General features: G+C 73.3%; 17 protein-coding genes. 13 read left to right on the top strand and 4 right to left on the bottom strand.

Annotation, left to right across the window (positions count from 1 at the left end):
• Positions 1-89: 89 nt before the first annotated feature.
• Together pcaG and pcaH are read right to left on the bottom strand one after the other, a co-directional pair.
• Entirely contained in the window at positions 90-707 is a 618-nt protein-coding gene (gene pcaG, locus ACO0M4_RS06470) for a protocatechuate 3,4-dioxygenase subunit alpha (protein ID WP_430368703.1), read from the bottom strand.
• The gene (gene pcaH, locus ACO0M4_RS06465; RefSeq protein WP_430368702.1) at positions 707-1414 is read right to left on the bottom strand and encodes a protocatechuate 3,4-dioxygenase subunit beta; all 708 of its coding nucleotides are present in this window, start codon (positions 1412-1414) and stop codon (positions 707-709) included. The genes pcaG and pcaH overlap by 1 nt, the downstream gene beginning before the upstream one ends.
• Before the next feature lie 429 nt (positions 1415-1843).
• On the opposite strand from pcaH, the gene ACO0M4_RS06460 reads away from it, so the two are divergent.
• On the top strand, positions 1844-3463 hold the full coding sequence (locus ACO0M4_RS06460) for an IclR family transcriptional regulator domain-containing protein (protein WP_430371271.1): 1620 nt from the start codon (positions 1844-1846) through the stop codon (positions 3461-3463).
• Between the two features lie 35 nt (positions 3464-3498).
• Here the strand turns inward: ACO0M4_RS06460 and ACO0M4_RS06455 are convergent, their stop codons facing one another.
• Positions 3499-4485, bottom strand: a complete 987-nt coding sequence (locus ACO0M4_RS06455) for a YihY/virulence factor BrkB family protein (RefSeq protein ID WP_430368701.1) — start codon at positions 4483-4485, stop codon at positions 3499-3501.
• 18 nt (positions 4486-4503) lie between these two features.
• Here ACO0M4_RS06455 and ACO0M4_RS06450 point away from each other — a divergent pair, with 18 nt between their 5' ends.
• Positions 4504-6150: an acyl-CoA dehydrogenase family protein gene (locus tag ACO0M4_RS06450; protein WP_430368700.1), complete on the top strand. Its 1647-nt coding sequence runs from the start codon at positions 4504-4506 to the stop codon at positions 6148-6150.
• A gap of 169 nt (positions 6151-6319) precedes the next feature.
• On the opposite strand, the gene ACO0M4_RS06445 is transcribed toward ACO0M4_RS06450, so the two are convergent.
• Complete coding sequence (locus ACO0M4_RS06445) at positions 6320-6736, bottom strand: hypothetical protein (RefSeq protein WP_430368698.1); 417 nt, start codon at positions 6734-6736, stop codon at positions 6320-6322.
• Between the two features lie 299 nt (positions 6737-7035).
• Between ACO0M4_RS06445 and ACO0M4_RS06440 the strand changes: the two genes are divergently transcribed.
• From ACO0M4_RS06440 to ACO0M4_RS06390, 11 genes are all read left to right on the top strand, one after another.
• On the top strand, positions 7036-8397 hold the full coding sequence (locus ACO0M4_RS06440) for a GAF domain-containing protein (RefSeq protein WP_430368696.1): 1362 nt from the start codon (positions 7036-7038) through the stop codon (positions 8395-8397).
• A gap of 204 nt (positions 8398-8601) precedes the next feature.
• Positions 8602-9486: an LLM class flavin-dependent oxidoreductase gene (locus ACO0M4_RS06435; RefSeq protein ID WP_430368694.1), complete on the top strand. Its 885-nt coding sequence runs from the start codon at positions 8602-8604 to the stop codon at positions 9484-9486.
• An 86-nt stretch (positions 9487-9572) separates the two neighbouring features.
• Entirely contained in the window at positions 9573-10163 is a 591-nt protein-coding gene (locus ACO0M4_RS06430) for a GNAT family N-acetyltransferase (RefSeq protein ID WP_430368692.1), read from the top strand.
• Positions 10164-10325: 162 nt separating this feature from the next.
• On the top strand, positions 10326-10409 hold the full coding sequence (locus ACO0M4_RS06425) for a putative leader peptide (RefSeq protein WP_350257049.1): 84 nt from the start codon (positions 10326-10328) through the stop codon (positions 10407-10409).
• A gap of 216 nt (positions 10410-10625) precedes the next feature.
• Positions 10626-12320, top strand: a complete 1695-nt coding sequence (locus ACO0M4_RS06420) for a nitrite/sulfite reductase (RefSeq protein ID WP_430368690.1) — start codon at positions 10626-10628, stop codon at positions 12318-12320.
• Positions 12317-12544, top strand: coding sequence for a hypothetical protein (locus ACO0M4_RS06415; protein WP_430368689.1), 228 nt, complete (start codon positions 12317-12319; stop codon positions 12542-12544). The genes ACO0M4_RS06420 and ACO0M4_RS06415 overlap by 4 nt, the downstream gene beginning before the upstream one ends.
• Positions 12541-13230 (top strand): phosphoadenylyl-sulfate reductase, encoded by a 690-nt coding sequence (locus ACO0M4_RS06410; RefSeq protein ID WP_430368688.1) that lies wholly within the window; start codon positions 12541-12543, stop codon positions 13228-13230. The genes ACO0M4_RS06415 and ACO0M4_RS06410 overlap by 4 nt, the downstream gene beginning before the upstream one ends.
• Before the next feature lie 23 nt (positions 13231-13253).
• Positions 13254-13787, top strand: coding sequence for an adenylyl-sulfate kinase (gene cysC / locus ACO0M4_RS06405; RefSeq protein WP_390022692.1), 534 nt, complete (start codon positions 13254-13256; stop codon positions 13785-13787).
• Positions 13784-14719 (top strand): sulfate adenylyltransferase subunit CysD, encoded by a 936-nt coding sequence (cysD, locus tag ACO0M4_RS06400; protein ID WP_430368687.1) that lies wholly within the window; start codon positions 13784-13786, stop codon positions 14717-14719. Before cysC ends, cysD begins: the two co-directional genes overlap by 4 nt.
• A 2-nt stretch (positions 14720-14721) precedes the next feature.
• Entirely contained in the window at positions 14722-16116 is a 1395-nt protein-coding gene (locus ACO0M4_RS06395) for a sulfate adenylyltransferase subunit 1 (RefSeq protein ID WP_430368686.1), read from the top strand.
• Between the two features lie 214 nt (positions 16117-16330).
• Positions 16331-17440 carry an aliphatic sulfonate ABC transporter substrate-binding protein gene (locus ACO0M4_RS06390; RefSeq protein WP_430368685.1) on the top strand — a complete coding sequence of 370 codons (1110 nt, stop codon included), beginning with the start codon at positions 16331-16333 and terminating at the stop codon, positions 17438-17440.
• The last annotated feature ends 23 nt before the right edge of the window (positions 17441-17463 follow it).

Genomic DNA, 17463 nt, shown 5'->3' with positions numbered 1-17463 from the left:
GGGCCTCGGGGCGGGCCGGCGCCGGTGGTTCGGCCACTGGTTCAACCGGTGGTGCAGCGGATGGTTCGGCCAGCGGTGCAGCGGACGGTTCAGCGGAAGGCAAGGAACACCGTCTCCTCGTATCTGCCGTCCGCCGGTTGTTGGAGTTGCACGTCGAAGCGGTAGCGGCCGGGGCCGTCGGGGCGGGCCAGGAGGGTGCGGGCGCGCTCCTCGGGCAGTCCCGCCAGCAGCGGGTCGGTGGCCCGGGCCGCGGCGTGTTCGGGGAAGTAGACGCGGGTGAACAGGTGGTGCAGCAGACCGCGGGCGTGGACGCAGACCGCGAGGTACGGTGCGGCGTCCGGGCGTCCGCCGGGGGGCAGGGTGCGGATCGCGTAGTGCCCGCCGGCGTCGGTGGGGACCCGGCCGAAGCCGGTGAACACCGCGCCGTCCCGGCCGAGGAACGCGCCGGTGGCCATGTCCCGGCGCAGCGAGCCGGGCGCGCCGGCCAGGCTGCCGTCCGGGCCGGCCTGCCAGAACTCCAGCAGCGCGTCCGGTACCGGAGTCCCCTCCCCGTCCCGGACCAGGCCGTGCAGGGTGACGGCGTCGGGGTGCCCTTCGGGCGCGATCCGACCGCCGTCGGGGAAGGGCAGGGCGTGGCCGAAGAACGGGCCGATGGTCTGCGCGGGCGTCGGGGCGAGCGGCCCCCCGCCGGCGGTGGCGTCGGACATCAGCGGCCCTCCTCGGTCCGGGTGGCGGACGGGCCGTCCAGGACCACGTCCCAGCGGTAGCCGAGCGTCCCGTCGGGGTGGGACAGCGCGTGGTCGTAGACCGCGATCAGGCGTTGGCGGGCGGCGGGGTCGGCGACCGAGGCGAGCATCTGGTCGTAGGGGAGGAGCGGGTCGCCGGGGAAGTACATCTGGGTGACCAGCCGCTGGGTGAAGGCGGTGCCGAAGAACGAGAAGTGGATGTGGGCCGGGCGCCAGGCCCGTTCGCCGGGCAGGGGGTAGGCGCCGGGCTTGACGGTGGTGAAGGCGTAGCGGCCCTGGTCGTCGGTGAGGCAGCGGCCGACGCCGGTGAAGTGGGGGTCCAGCGGCGCCGGGTGCCGGTCCTGCCGGTGGGCGTACCGGCCGGAGGCGTTGGCCTGCCAGATCTCGACGAGTTGGCCGCGGACCGGACGGCCGGCGCGGTCCAGGACCCGGCCGGTGACGGTCAGGCGCTCGCCGAGCGGCTCACCGGGGTGCTGCCGGGTGAGGTCCGCGTCGAGGTCGTGGACGTCGGCGGGGCCGAAGACCGGGCCGGTCAGCTCCACGGCCTCCGGGTCGGTCCGGATGTCGAGGGGGTGGCGCGGCCGTCGGGGGTGGCGCTCGGGTGCGCCGCGGTAGGGCGCGGGTTCCGGGGCCGGGAGCGGCGGGGCGGGGGATGCCGGTGCGGTCATGGGTGCCCTTTCCCTGCGGTGGACGGTGCGGACCGGGCGGTGGACACCGCTCCGCCGGGACGCGGTCCAGCGTGCCGACGATTTCCCCGGCGGTCACTGGGGCGCGCCGGAGCGCCACCCCCGGCAGCCGCGGCGCCCTGCTGAGCACCCGTCAGGACTTGGCCGGTCGCCGGCGGGTCGGCGGCGGTTTGGCAGCCCTCCTGACGAGTCAATTCCCTTCTGGGCGGCGGCTGTTCGCCCAGTGAACTGAAGTTCACAGTTCGCGTTGCCCCGAGTCTGGCCCGGGCCCCCGGCCGTGTCAACGGTGCGCCCGGTACGGTTCCGGACTACTCCGGACCACCCCGCCGCACCGTGGAGAACCCCTTGCCGTCGTCCGCCCACCCCGCTCCGCCCGCCCCGACGCCACCACCGGAGGCGGTGGCGCCGCTGATGCGCGCGCTGGCGGTGCTGCGCGCGCTGACGGCCGCCGGTGGTCGGGCGGCGGTGAGCGATCTGGTGCGGGCCACCGGCCTGGCGCGCGCCACCGCGGACCGCCTCCTGAGCACGCTCGCCCGGCTCGGCCACGTCCGCGTCGAGGGCCGCGATGCGGTGCTCGCCCCCGGCCTGCTGGAACTCGGCAACGCCTACCTCGCCGCCACCGGCCTCCCCGACCGGCTCGGCCCGCTGGCCGACCGCCTCGCCGACACCCTCGACGAATCGGTGTCGTTGGCCGTCCCGGACGGCGACGGGATGCGCTTCGTCCACCAGGCGACGCGGCGGCGCGCCATGTCACTGGCGTTCCGCATCGGTGATCTACTGCCGGCCGAACGCGGCGCGCCGGGTGCGCTGTTCGCGGCGGACTGGGAGCCGGCGGACTGGCGGCGCTGGCGGGCGCGCCGGGCCGCCGACCCGGCCGACGCGGGCTTCCCGGCGGTGCCGCCCCGGGGGCCCGAGGACGCCGCGCCGGCCGGCGCCCGCCGGATCGCGGCGGACTTCACGGCGCGGGTGGCCGCGGCCCGTGCCGCCGGCTGGTCCCCGGACGACCAACTCATCGAACCGGGCCTGGTCGCCGTGGCGATGCCGGTCCGGGACCCGGCCGGCGGCACGGTCTGCGCGGTGAGCGTGGTCAGCCACACCAGCCGCCACACCGCCGCCGCGCTACCGGACGCGGTCCTGTGCCGGCTCCGCGACACGGTCGCCGCCATGGAGGAGGCGTTGACCGCGCCGTCCCCCGCCGCGGCCGCGGACGCCCGCCGCCCGGCCGCCTGGCGGCGCGCCTCGAAGCAGCAACTGGGCCCCGGATTCGTGGAGTCCGTCGCCCGCGGGCTGGCCGTCCTCACCGCGTTCGGGACCGGCCGGGCCGCCCTGACGCTGTCCGCCGTCGCCGAGGCCACCGGACTCCCCCGCGCCACCGCCCGGCGCGCCCTGATCACCCTGGAGCACCTCGGCTACACCACGGCCCGCGATGGCCTGTTCCGCCCCGCCCCGAAGGTCTTGGACCTGGGCTTCGCGCAGCTCTGCGGGCTCACCCTGCCGGCCCTCGCCCGGCCCCATCTGGCGGCGCTGGCCGAACGCGTCCAGGACTCGGCCTCGTTGGCGGTGCTGACCGCCGACGGCGCCGACGCCGGGCAGACCGTCCAGTACGTCACGGGGGTCCCCGCCGCCCGCATCATGAGCGTCACGATCAGCCCGGGCAGCCGCGCCCCGGCGCACGCCACCGCCCCGGGCCGGGTCCTCCTGGCGGCCCGGCCGGCCGCCGGGCCCGCCGCCCCCCTCGCCGATCGCGCGGCCACCGGCCCGGCCGGGCTCCCGGCCCTGCTCGATGAGGTCCGCGCCGACGGCCACGCCCTGGTGGACGACGAACTGGAGGCGGGCCTGCGTTCCGTGGCGGTCGCGGTGCACGACCGCACCGGCCGGGCCGTGGCCGCGGTCGGCGTGTCCACCCACGCGGGTGGCCGGCCACCGACGGCCACCCGCGCCGCGGTGCTGCCCGCGCTGCGCGAGACGGCCGCCGCCATCGAGGCCGACCTGCGGGTGGCCGGGCGCTATCTGCCGGTGCCGGTGCCGTGAACCAGTCGATGTCGTGAGTCAGTCGGCGCCGTGAGTCAGTCGGTGCCGTGGGCGGACGCGGCGCGGCGCCGCTCGCTCTCCGCGCGGGCGGCGGCGGTGGCGACCGACGGCCACACCCGGTCCAGTGCGGCGTTCATGGCGGCGCCGACCAGGACCGCGAAGGCGGAGACGCCGATCCACAGCAGGACCGCGACCGGGGCGGCCAACGAGCCGTAGATAGTGGGGCCTTCGACGGCCGCGGTGAGGTAGAGGCGGAGCAGGAAGCTACCGAGGATCCACATCGCCAGGGCGACGACGGCGCCGGGGATGTCCTCGCGCCAGGGCGAACGGACCGGCACTGAGACGTGGTAGAGGGTGGTGAGGAAGGCGATGGAGAGGATCAGCACCACCAGCCAGTACAGGACGCGGATGACGTTCTCGCTGGCGGGGAGCCAGCTGACCACCACGTCGGGGCCGGCGATCATCAACGGCAGCGCGATCGCGCCGGCCACGAGGGCGGCGACGTAGAGCGCGAAGGACAGCAGCCGGGTGTGGACGATGCCGCGGCGGCCGTCCAGCCCGTACATGATCGTGATGGTGTCCACGAAGACGTTGAGCGCCCGGGAGCCGGACCACAGGGCGATGGCGAAGCCCAGCGAGATGATGTCGGGGCGGTGGCCGGTGAAGACGTCGTTCAGCAGCGGGCGGGCGATCTCGTCGACGCCCCGGTGGGACAGGACGGTGCCGGCGACGCGCAGGATGTGGGAGCGGAAGGTGTCGAGGGTGGTGTGGCCGATCCACGGCTCGGTGTAGCCGAGGACGCCGAGCAGGCCCAGGATCAGCGGGGGCAGGGAGAGCAGGCACCAGAACGCGGCCTCGGCGGCCAGGCCGGTGACGCGGTAGCGCATGCAGGTGCCGATGATGTCCTTGAGCAGCAGCCACATCAGACGCCGTTTGGAGACGTTGCGGTACAGGACCCTGGCGCGGGTCAGGCGCCCCCGGGTCGGCCCGTGCGGTTCGGTCGGTTTGTTCGGCGGCTGCACCTCCTTACCGTATCGGGCATGGCAGCTACCACTCATAGCGTGACGAACCAGCCCCCGCCGTTGACCGGGTACGACGTCTTCGCCGCCGATCCGGCGCTCACCGAGGGGGTGGCCCGGTACGTCGCCGGGGAGCATCTCGGCGACGTACGGGAGGAACTGAGCCGGCTGGGCCAGGCGGCCGGTTCGGCCCAGGCCCAGCGCTGGGGCGAACAGGCCAACGCGTATCCGCCGGTGCTGCGCACCCACGACCGCTACGGTCACCGCATCGACGAGGTGGAGTTCCACCCGGCGTGGCACCGGCTGCTCGGCCATGCCGTCACGGCCGGGCTGACCGACGCCTGGTCACGTCCGCACGGGCACGTCCGGCGCACCGCGGGCTTCCTGGTGTGGACCCAGGTGGAGGCGGGGCACGGCTGCCCGCTGTCGATGACCCACGCGGCGGTCCCGACGCTGCGGGCCGAGCCCGCGCTGGCCGCACAGTGGGAGCCGCTGTTGACCTCGCGGGTCTACGAGGCGGGGCTGCGGCCGGCGGCGCAGAAGGCGGGCGCGCTGGCGGGGATGGCGATGACCGAGAAGCAGGGCGGTAGCGACGTCCGGGCGAACACCACCCGCGCCGAGCCGCTGGCGGCGGCCGGGGAGTACGCCCTGACGGGCCACAAGTGGTTCTGCTCGGCACCGATGTCGGACGCGTTCTTGGTACTGGCCCAGGCGCCGGGCGGGCTGACCTGCTTCCTGCTGCCGCGGGTGCTGCCGGACGGCACCCGCAACGCGTTCCGGATCCAGCGGCTCAAGGACAAGCTCGGCAACCGCGCGAACGCCTCGGCGGAGGTGGAGTTCGACGGGCGCACCTGGGCGCGGCGGGTCGGCGAGGAGGGGCGCGGGGTGGCGACGGTCCTCGACATGGTCGCGGCGACCCGGCTGGACTGCGTCACCGCGTCGGCGGCGGTGATGCGGCAGGCGGTGGCGCAGGCGCTGCACCACACCGCGTACCGGGAGGCGTTCGGGCGCCGGCTGATCGACCAGCCGCTGATGCGCAACGTGCTGGCCGACCTGGCACTGGAGTCGGAGGCGGCGACCACGCTGGCGCTGCGGCTGGCGGCGGCGTACGACGGCGACACCGAGCAGGACCGGGCCTTCTTGCGGCTGGCGGTGCCGGCGGCCAAGTACTGGGTGACCAAGCGGTGCACGCCGTTGGTCGCGGAGGCGCTGGAGTGCCTGGGCGGCAACGGCTACGTGGAGGAGTCGGGGCTGCCGCGGCTGCTGCGCGAGGCCCCGCTGAACTCGATCTGGGAGGGCGCGGGCAACATCCAGGCCCTCGACGTGCTGCGGGCGCTACGGCGGGAGCCCGCGGCGCTCAACGCCTATCTGACCGAGATCGGTACCGCGCGGGGCGCCGATCACCGGCTGGACCGGGCGATCACGGGGCTGTTGACCGAACTCGCCGACCTGGAGGGCATCGAGGCCCGGGCCCGGCGGTTGGCCGAGCGGCTGGCGTTGGTGCTCCAGGGAGCGCTGCTGGTGCGGTACGCGCCGCCGGAGGTGGCCGATGCGTTCTGCGCCGCCCGGCTCGGCGGCGACGCGGGCGCGGCGTTCGGCACGCTGCCGCACACGCTGGACCTGGCGGCGGTGGTGGAGCGGGCGCGGCCGGTGCTGGTGGCGGAGTAGTGCGTGCCGCCGGGCGCGCCCGCCCGGACTTCGGTGGCGCGGCGGCGGTTCCACGTCCCCCTCGAAAGCCGTCAGCAACCCGGCTCCGGGTGGGGGACGGGACAGGGGATAACCGCCGCCGCGCCGGGCAGGGAGCGGTGTCGCGCCGACTCGGCACCGTTCCCGGTCTTCAGGGCCATCGCGGCGGCTGCGGCGCGGTGCGCCCGCGCAGTGCCGCGTCGATGGCCACGATGATCTCGGCGTCCGGTACGTCGGGCCGGAACCCGACCAGAACGCCGCGCGCCTCGTAGTACCGGATCACGCGGGAGGCGTCACCCGGGCCGTCCAGTTCCGCCTCGCGCAGGTGCACGACGAGGTCGGCGAAGGCCGGTGCGGGCAGCGGACCGCCGAAGCGGGCAACCCGGTCGAGGAGTTGCGGTGCACCGTCGATCACATAGCCCGTGGCCGGTAGCGGCTGACGCCTGATCAGGACGTCGACCGCGGACAGCCGGGGCACGCCGTAGTGTCCGGCCAAGCGGGCGGCCCGTGCGAGCCGGCCTCCCTCGCCGATGCCGATCACCACGACACGCGGGGTGGCGGCCACCATGGTGAGCCCCCTCCCACACCGTGCCGACGACGCGGGCGGCCGATCGCATCCCCGGCGGGCACCGGCGGGTTCTCCGTCGGGTGTCCGGCGAAACCTCCGGGTGACCCCACACCCTCAGGGCGTGGAGAGGGACGCCATCGGCCGCTGGGACCAGATTTCCCTGGAGGAGTCATAGGCCACAACGGTTGCATTCCGTTGCAACCGATCTGGGCAATGGGCTCTCCCCGGCCGTCCGCTGACGGCACGATGGGCAGGCACCGGACACCGGAACCGGACGCACGGGCACAACGGAGAGCAGTGTGAGCGACAGACCGATCGACAGGGCCGGCGAGCGGACCGGCGCCCGGCCGGCCGAGAGACCGGTCGCGAGCGCCGTCCGCTCGGCCCAGGACATCCGGGAGACCGCGCGGCGGCTGGCCGGGGTCCACGAGGCGGCGCTGGCCGGTGACCACCTGCCGGCGGAGTCCCCCCGGGACGCGCCCCGCCCGGTGATCGGCGAGTCCTGGCGGCGGGTGCTGGACCGCGGCGTGGACCCGGAGCGCGGCAGTGACCAACACCCTTTGGGCGTCGCGGAGTTGGAGTTCCGGCGGCAGAAGTCCCAGCTGGCGTCGGTACTGCCGGTACTCAGCGGCGGACTGCTGCCGACCGCCGAAGCCGCCCAGCAGATCATGGTGGTCACCGACGCCGAGGGCCGGGTGCTGTGGCGGGACGGCAGCGCCCCGATCCGGCGGATGGCCGACCGGCTCGGCTTCGACAAGGGCGCCGACTGGACGGAGGGGACGGTCGGCACCAACGCGATCGGCACCGCGCTGGTGGCCCGCAGCCCGGTGCTGGTGCACTCCGCCGAGCACTTCCTGCGCAGTCACCACCAGTGGACGTGCGCCGCGGCACCGCTGCACGACCCGCGCGACGGGCGACTGCTGGGCACGGTGGACGTCAGCGGCCCGGCGTACTCGTTCCATCCGACGACCCTGGCGCTGGTCTCCGCGGTGGCCCGGCTCGCCGAGGGCGACCTGCGGACCAGTCACCACGCGTCCCTGGAGCGGCTGCGGTCGAGCGCGGCGCCGGTGCTGGCCCGGATCGGCGGGCGGGCGCTGGCCGTCGACGCCAACGGCTGGACGGCGGCGGTGGCCGGGGTGACCCCGCCGGACCGGGTGGCGCTGCCCAAGGAGCCGGCGGCCGGCCCGCTGTGGTTGCCGCGGTACGGGATGTGCACGTTGGAGCCGCTGCCGGGCGGCTGGCTGATCCGGCTCGGCCGGCCGGAGTCGGCGCCGGAGCCGCACCGGGTGGTGCTGGACCTCGGTGGGCCCGGCGGGCCGGCGGTGACGGTGGCCGGGCCGGCGGGCAGCTGGTCGCACGCGCTGACCCCGCGCCACGCCGAGCTGCTGTTCCTGCTGGCCGTCCATCCGCGCGGCCGTAGCGCCGCCGAGCTGGCCCAGGACCTGTTCGGCGACGGCGGGCGGACGGTGACGGTCAGGGCCGAGCTGTCCCGGCTGCGGCGCCATCTGGCGGGGGTGCTGGCCCACCGTCCGTACCGCTTCTCGGACGGGGTGGAGGTGGAGCTCCACCTGCCGGCCCGGCCCGTGGAGCTGCTGCCGCACTCCACGGCGCCGACGGTACTGGCGGCCCGGCGGACGGGGGCCGGGCACGACGGGGCATGAGCGGACCGGCGCGCCCGCCGGAAATTCCGGTGCGCGGGCGGGCCGCTCTCCCCTACGGTGAACGCACTCTGCCGCAGCTCTCCAGAAGGACGTCGCAGAACGGGAGCAGCCCGCACGCGGATGACGTGCCGGACCAGACGAGTGGGCGACACGACCATCCGCGTTTCCGCATGCCCTGGGGCATGCCGTTTCTGGAGGATTTCCGTGTCCGTAGGTCTTGGCCTTCCCATCGGCGACCCCGCACAGCTGCTGACCTGGGCGCGGCGTGCCGACGCCGCCCCGTTCTCCACCCTCGCCCTGCTCGACCGGCTGGTGTACGCCAACCCCGAACCCCTGGTCACCCTGGCCGCACTGGCCGGTGCGACCTCCCGCGTACGCCTGCAGACCGAGGTGCTGCTGGCCCCGTTGCACCGCACCGCGCTGCTCGCCAAGCAGGCCGCGACGCTCGATCTGCTGTCCGGCGGGCGGTTCACGCTCGGCATCGGCATCGGTGGTCGCACCGACGACTATCTGGCCGCGGGGGTGGAGCTGCGGACCCGGGGCCGCCGGCTCGACGGCCAGCTGGCCACACTCCGGCGCCTGTGGGCCGGGGAGCCGCTGTCCGCGGAGGTCGGCCCGGTCGGGCCCGCCCCGGCGCGGCCCGGTGGGCCCGAGGTACTGTTCGGCGGGTTCGTGCCGGCCGTGGTCGAGCGGGTGGCCCGCTGGGGCGACGGCTTCCTCGGGGCGGCCCTACCGTCCCAGCAGATGGACGGAATGTTCCGTGATGTGGAGGCGGCCTGGGAGCGCGCCGGCCGGCCCGGCCGGCCCCGACTGCTGGCCCAGGTGAACGTCGCCCTGGGACCCGACCCCGTCGTGGACCGCGCCCGACGCGAGCTGCGCGCGTACTACGGCGAGACCCCGTACACCGACCACATCGTGAACGGCCTGCTCACCACGCCGGCGGCGATCCGCGAGGCGGTCGCCTCGTACCTGGCGATCGGGGCGGACGAGGTGATGCTGTACTGCTGGTCGCCGGACCCGGACCAGGTCGGGCGGCTCGCGGACGCGGTCTTCGCACCGGAGGGCGACCGGCCGGGCGTGACCGGCTAGCCGGCCCCGCTTCCCGCGCCGGTCCGGGGGCGTCCCGTCCCCGGACCGGGATCAGCCCCCCGCCCCCGGTGTGATGTGCTGACGGCATGAGCCACACCGTCACCACCTGGCACCTCGAACAGACCTCGCGCGACGCCCTGTCGCCCGCCGCGGAGCCCCCCGCCGAGCAGGGCGTACGGATCGTCCGGTCCGAGGTGCCTGCGCCGGAATTCAGCCGGTTCCTCTATACGGCGGTCGGTGGGGACGTCCTGTGGACCGACCGGCTGGGGTGGTCGTACGCGCAGTGGGTCGAGCACCTGGCGCAGCCGGGGACCGAGACGTGGGTGGCGTACGAGCGCGGTACGCCCGCCGGGTTCATCGAGCTCCAGGCCCAGCCGGAAGGGGCGGTGGAGATCGTCTACTTCGGGCTGCTGCCGGCCTTCCGGGGACGGCGGATCGGCGGGCACCTGCTCGGATACGGGACGGCGCGGGCCTGGGACCTGGCCGAACGGTGGCCGGCGCGGCCGGAGACCAAGCGGGTGTGGCTGCACACCTGTAGCGACGACGGGCCGTACGCGCGGGCCAATTACGAGCGGCGCGGCTTCCGGCTGTTCCGCACCGAGGTGACCGAGGAGCCGGCGGCCGAGGTCCCCGGCCCGTGGCCCGGCGCGGGGCCGGTGCCGGCCACCGCGAGCTGAGGCACGCCCGCCCCGCAGCCCCTGGAGGGGGCGGTCGTCGGATCCGGCGGCCGCCCCCTCTCGCACGTGACGGACGCCACAGCATCTCGCCAAGCGAGACAAGCGTGTCCACATCCTGGATGAAGGTGGACTGGCCGGAGAGCCGCGTGCCACGCTTCCGTCATGTCTCGAGCTGGAATTGCCTTGGTGAGTCGGCGGCACGTCGACCTCGGCCGCATGTCCAGCGCCATTTGTCGGGCAGGCTGACGCGGCACGATCAGGGCCCCGCCCTGCGTATCCGGACAGCATTCAGCATCACCACGTCGCACGTCGTCCCCATCGTCGCGGACGCGTTGCACCCCCGACCCCGCAAGCCCACCGTCGACGCGCCCACGCGCGCCGCGCTTCGGTGTGTCCGCGCTGGTCACCCGGGTGCACCGCATTCGTCCGCACCCCTTTGAGCCGCCCAGAAGGACGTAACCCATGGCCGCCAACCCGGAAGTCCCCACCGCTACGACCCGCCGCAAGGCCGGCCGCCACCGCGGCGAGGGCCAGTGGGCCGTTGGTCACTTCACGCCGCTCAACGGCAACGAGCAGTTCAAGAAGGACGACGACGGTCTCAATGTGCGGACACGCATTGAGACGATCTACTCGAAGGCCGGCTTCGACTCCATCGACCCCAACGACCTGCGCGGCCGGATGCGTTGGTGGGGCCTGTACACCCAGCGCAAGCCCGGGATCGACGGCGGCAAGACCGCCGTGCTGGAGCCCGAGGAGCTGGACGACAAGTACTTCATGCTGCGGGTCCGCATCGACGGCGGTCGGCTCAGCGTCGCCCAGCTGCGCGCCATCGGCGAGGTCTCCGAGCAGTACGCCCGCGGCACCGCGGACATCACCGACCGGCAGAACGTCCAGTTGCACTGGGTGCGCATCGAGGACGTGCCCGCCATCTGGGAGAAGCTGGAGGCCGTGGGGCTGTCCACGACCGAGGCGTGCGGCGACTGCCCGCGCGTGATCATCGGCTCCCCGGTGGCCGGTATCGCGGCGGACGAGATCATCGACGGCACCCCGGCCGTGGACGAGATCCACGAGCGCTACATCGGCAGCAAGGAGTTCTCCAACCTGCCGCGCAAGTTCAAGACCGCGATCTCCGGCTCGCCCGTCCAGGACGTGGTGCACGAGATCAACGACGTGGCCTTCGTCGGCGTCGTCCACCCCGAGCACGGCCCGGGCTTCGACGTGTGGGTCGGCGGTGGCCTGTCCACCAACCCCAAGCTCGCCCAGCGGCTGGGCACCTGGGTGCCGCTGGACGAGGTCGCCGACGTCTGGGCCGGCGTGGTCGGCATCTTCCGCGACTACGGCTACCGCCGGCTGCGCACCCGCGCCCGGCTGAAGTTCCTGATGGCCGACTGGGGTCCGGAGAAGTTCCGCCAGGTGCTGGAGGACGAGTACCTCCAGCGGAAGCTGGTCGACGGCCCGGCTCCCGAGCAGCCAGCGCAGAAGTGGCGCGACCACATCGGCGTGCACCGGCAGCAGGACGGCCGCTTCTACGTGGGCTTCGCCCCGCGCGTCGGCCGGGTCGACGGTGCCACCCTCACCAAGATCGCCGAACTCGCCGCCGCGCACGGCTCCGACCGGCTGCGCACCACCGTCGAGCAGAAGATGATCATTCTCGATGTCGCGCCCGAGGAGGTCGACGGGCTGGTCGCCGGGCTGGAGTCGCTGGACTTCCAGGTCCACCCCTCGCCGTTCCGGCGCGGCACCATGGCCTGCACCGGCATCGAGTTCTGCAAGCTCGCCATCGTCGAGACCAAGGGGCGGGGCGCCGCGCTGATCGACGAACTGGAGCGCCGGATGCCGGACTTCCAGGAGCCGATCACCATCAACCTCAACGGCTGCCCCAACGCCTGCGCCCGCATCCAGGTCGCGGACATCGGCCTCAAGGGCCAGCTGGTGCTGGACCAGGACGGCAACCAGGTCGAGGGCTACCAGGTGCACCTGGGCGGCGCGCTGGGCCTGGAGCCGGGCTTCGGCCGCAAGGTCCGCGGACTGAAGGTGACGTCCGAGGAACTGCCCGACTACGTCGAGCGGGTGCTGCGCAACTTCGAGGAGCAGCGCGAGGAGGGCGAGCGGTTCGCCACCTGGGCGGCGCGCGCCGAAGAGGGTGCGTTGAAGTGAGCGAACGTGCCGCGCCGTTCTACTGCCCGTACTGCGGGGACGAGGACCTGCGGCCCTCCGAGGAGCGAACCTCCCGCGAAGCGGGCGCAGCGTGGGAGTGCCGGGCGTGCAGCCGGGCCTTCCGGCTGAAGTTCCTGGGGCTGCTCGCCCCGGGAACCGCCGGTTCCGCCCCGTCCCCGTCCCCTTCCGCAGCTCCTTCCGCTCCTGACGGAGGTACGCCGTGACCACCACCGCCGACCTGTCGCAACTCGCCGAAAAGGCGGGCCGCGATCTGGAGGACGCGCCCGCCCTGGAGATCCTCCGGTGGGCCGCGGAGACCTTCGGTCCGCGCTTCTGCGTCACCTCCTCCATGGAGGACGCGGTCGTCGCGCACCTGGCCTCGCGGGCCTTCCCCGGCGTGGACGTGGTCTTCCTGGACACCGGCTACCACTTCCCGGAGACCCTGGGGACCCGGGACGCGGTGGCGGCGGTGATGGACGTGAACGTCCTTACCCTGACGCCCCGTCAGACCGTTGCGGAGCAGGACGCCGAGTACGGGCCGAAGCTGCACGACCGCGATCCCGACCTGTGCTGCGCGCTGCGCAAGGTCAAGCCCCTCGAAGAGGGTCTGACCGGCTACGACGCCTGGGCGACCGGGCTGCGTCGGGACGAGTCACCGACCCGGGCCAACACCCCGGTCGTCGGCTGGGACACCAAACGCCGCAAGGTGAAGGTCTCCCCGATCGCCCGCTGGACCCAGGACGACGTGGACGCGTACGTCGCCGAGCACGGGGTACTCACCAACCCCCTGCTGATGGACGGCTACGCCTCCGTCGGCTGCGCCCCCTGCACCCGCCGGGTGCTGGCGGGCGAGGACGTGCGGGCCGGCCGCTGGGCCGGCAGCAACAAGACCGAGTGCGGACTGCACTGATGGCGGAGTTTTTGGAGATACAGATGACGGGCGCCACGATCTGGCTGACCGGTCTGCCGAGCGCGGGCAAGACGACCATCGCGCGCCAGCTGGCCGACCGGCTGCGCGGCGAGGGCCACCGCGTCGAGGTGCTCGACGGCGATGAGATCCGCGAGTTCCTCTCCGCGGGCCTCGGTTTCAGCCGCGAGGACCGGCACACCAACGTCCAGCGGATCGGCTTCGTCGCCGAACTGCTGGCGAGCAACGGCGTGAAGGCCCTGGTCCCGGTGATCGCGCCGTTCGCGGACAGTCGCGAGGCGGTGCGCAAGCGCCACCAGACCGAGGGCACCCCGTACTTGGAGGTGCACGTCGCCACTCCGGTCGAGGTCTGCTCCGAGCGCGATGTGAAGGGCCTGTACGCCAAGCAGGCGGCCGGCGAGATATCCGGCCTGACCGGTGTGGACGACCCCTACGAGGAGCCCACGGCACCGGACCTGCGGATCGAGTCGCACACCCAGACCGTGCAGGAATCCGCGGCGGCGCTGCATGCGCTGCTCGTCGAGAGGGGGCTGGCGTGACCACCGTCGCTTCTGTTGCTGAGGAACTGGACAACCCGTACGCGCTGTCGCACCTGGACGCCCTGGAGTCCGAGGCGGTGCACATCTTCCGCGAGGTGGCGGGCGAGTTCGAGCGGCCGGTGATCCTCTTCTCCGGCGGCAAGGACTCCATCGTCATGCTGCACCTGGCGCTGAAGGCGTTCGCGCCGGCGCCGGTGCCGTTCGCGCTGCTGCACGTCGACACCGGGCACAACTTCCCCGAGGTCCTCGACTACCGCGACCGCGCCGTCGAGCGCCACGGCCTGCGGCTGCACGTCGCCTCGGTACAGGACTTCATCGACCGCGGCGAGCTGCGCGAGCGCCCGGACGGCACCCGCAACCCGCTGCAGACCGTGCCGCTGCTGGACGCCATCGAGAAGAACCGCTTCGACGCGGTCTTCGGCGGCGGCCGCCGGGACGAGGAGAAGGCGCGCGCCAAGGAGCGGGTGTTCTCGCTGCGCGACGAGTTCGGCGGCTGGGACCCGCGCCGGCAGCGCCCCGAGCTGTGGCAGCTCTACAACGGCCGGCACTCGCCCGGTGAGCATGTCCGGGTCTTCCCGCTCTCCAACTGGACCGAGCTGGACGTCTGGCAGTACATCGCCCGCGAGAAGATCGAACTGCCCGCCATCTACTACGCACACGAGCGGGAGGTCTTCGCCCGCAGCGGTATGTGGCTGGCGCCGGGTGAGTGGGGCGGCCCGAAGGACGACGAGCAGCTGGAGGTCCGGCAGGTGCGCTACCGCACCGTCGGCGACATGTCCTGCACCGGCGCCGTCGATTCGGACGCCGACACCATCGAGGCCGTCATCGCGGAGATCGCCGCGTCCCGGCTCACCGAGCGGGGCGCGACCCGGGCCGACGACAAGATGTCCGAGGCCGCCATGGAGGACCGCAAGCGCGAGGGGTACTTCTAGCCATGAGCACGACCAACACCGCCCGCACGGACCTGACGGTGGACGCGGGCGCCACCTCGCTGCTGCGCTTCGCCACCGCCGGCTCCGTGGACGACGGCAAATCGACGCTGGTCGGCCGGTTGCTGCACGACTCCAAGTCGGTCCTCGCCGACCAGTTGGAGGCCGTCGAGCACGCCTCCCGCAACCGCGGACAGGAGGCGCCCGACCTGGCGCTGCTGACGGACGGGCTGCGCGCCGAGCGGGAGCAGGGCATCACCATCGATGTCGCCTACCGCTACTTCGCCACCCCGCGCCGCCGCTTCATCCTCGCCGACACCCCCGGGCACGTGCAGTACACCCGGAACATGGTGACCGGGGCCTCCACCGCCGAGCTGGCCGTCGTCCTGGTCGACGCGCGCAACGGCGTGGTCGAGCAGACCCGCCGGCACGCCGCGGTCGCCGCCCTGCTGCGAGTGCCGCACGTCGTCCTGGCCGTCAACAAGATGGACCTGGTCGGCTACCAGGAGTCCGTCTTCGCGGCCATCGCCGAGGAGTTCACCGCCTACGCGGGCTCGCTGGGCGTACCAGGCTGGGGGTCTGGGGGAGACCCCCAGGAAAACTGGTGCACCGCCATCCCGATCTCGGCGCTGGCCGGCGACAACGTGGTGACGCCGTCGGCCACCATGGACTGGTACGGCGGCCCGACCGTGTTGGAGCACCTGGAGACCGTGCCGGTGGTCGCCGACCCGTCGGACGACCCGGCCCGCTTCCCGGTCCAGTACGTCATCCGCCCGCAGACCACCGAACACCCCGACTACCGCGGCTACGCGGGCCAGATCGCCTCCGGCGTGCTGCACGTCGGCGACGCCGTCACGGTGCTGCCGTCGGGACGGACGAGCACCATCGAGGGGATCGACGCGCTCGGCCAGAGCGTGGACGTCGCCTGGGCGCCGCAGTCGGTGACCCTTCGACTCGCCGACGACCTGGACATCTCCCGGGGCGACCTGATCGCCCCGAGCGCGGCGACGCCGTCGGTCACCCAGGACGTGGAGGCCACCGTCTGCCACGTCGCCGACCGGCCGCTGACCGTCGGACAGCGGGTGCTGCTCAAGCACACCACCCGCACCGTCAAGGCGCTCGTCAAGGAGATCCCGTCCCGGCTGACCCTGGACGACCTCTCCCAGCACCCGGCCCCCGGCGAACTGGTCGCCAACGACATCGGCCGGATCGTGGTGCGCACCGCCGCACCACTGGCACTGGACGCCTACGCAGACTCCCGGCGCACCGGTTCCTTCCTGCTGATCGACCCGGCGGACGGCACCACGCTGACCGCGGGCATGGCCGGCACCGCGTTCGCGGAGGCGGCCGCGGACCCCGCGCCGGAGAGTGCGGCGGACGACGAGGGGTGGGACTTCTGATCATGCTCAAGGACATGTTCTCGACCTTTGCCAAGGAAGGCGGCCGCGTCGGTAGCGGCGCCCTCGGGAGCGGCCAGGGCGGAGTCGGTCGATGTGTGCGCTGACCATGCCTGACTCCGTGCCCCCCACATCCTCCTTCCGAAGAACCACCATTTCGCCGGGCGCGCCATAGCGAGGCGCGCGCTCCCCCGGCCCTCCGAGAGGAACACCTCCCGTGACTGCCGTTCGTCATCGCCTCCTGGCGGCCGCCGCCACCGTCCCGTTGCTGACCGTCGCGCTGGGGGCCTGCGGTTACGGCTCCGAGGCCCCGAAGGACACCGCGGCCTCCGTCGCCCCGAAGGGGCCCAAGGTCGACGGGCTCGATCAGGTCAAGATCGGCTTCTTCGGCAACACCACCCACGCCACGCCCCTGATCGGCCTTCAGACGGGCCAGTTCCAGAAGGAACTGGGTGGCACCGCGGTGAAGTCCTCGGTCTTCAACGCCGGGCCCGCCGAGATCGAGGCGCTCAACTCGAACGCCATCGACATCGGGTGGATCGGCCCCTCCCCCGCGATCAACGGCTATGTGAAGTCGCACGGCAAGAGCCTGAAGATCATCGCCGGTTCGGCATCCGGCGGTGTCTCGCTGATCGTCAACCCCAAGAAGATCAAGAGCCTCGACGACCTCAAGGGCAAGACGATCGCCACCCCGCAGCTGGGCAACACCCAGGACGTGGCCCTGCTGAACTTCCTCGCACAGAAGGGCTACTCGGTCGACGCCACCTCCGGCAAGGGTGACGTCACCGTCCAGCGCACCGACAACAAGGTCACTCCCACCGCCTTCAAGCAGGGCAGCATCGACGGCGCCTGGGTCCCCGAACCCACCGCGTCCAAGCTGGTCGCGGCCGGCGGCAAGGCGTTGCTGGACGAGAAGAGGCTGTGGAAGGACGGCAAGTTCGTCATCACCAACATGATCGTCTCGCAGCGCTTCCTCAAGGAGCACCCGAAGGCGGTCGAGGCCGTGCTGCGTGCCTCGGTGAAGACCAACGCCTGGATCCGCTCGCACCCCACCGAGGCGGTCAAGGCCCTCAACGAGAAGCTCGCCGAGCCGACGATCAGCGGCAAGGCGCTGCCGGACGACATCATCGACCCGGCGTTCAAGAACGTCGACATCACCGATGACCCGCTGGCCGCCACCCTCCAGGAGGAGGCGGACCACGCCGTCAAGGCGGGGCTGCTGAAGAAGCCCGACCTCAAGGGCATCTACGACCTCACCCTGCTGAACAAGGTGCTCAAGTCCGAGGGCAAGCCGCCGGTCGACGACGCCGGCCTCGGCGGCAACTGACCCCGGCCCCCCGATCTCCCAGG

The sequence above is a fragment of the Streptomyces sp. RGM 3693 genome, assembly GCF_050471125.1.
Taxonomy (GTDB): Bacteria; Actinomycetota; Actinomycetes; order Streptomycetales; family Streptomycetaceae; genus Streptomyces.
The sequence above is the reverse complement of the archived record's forward strand: the minus strand, read 5'-3'. Positions and strand labels throughout refer to the sequence as shown.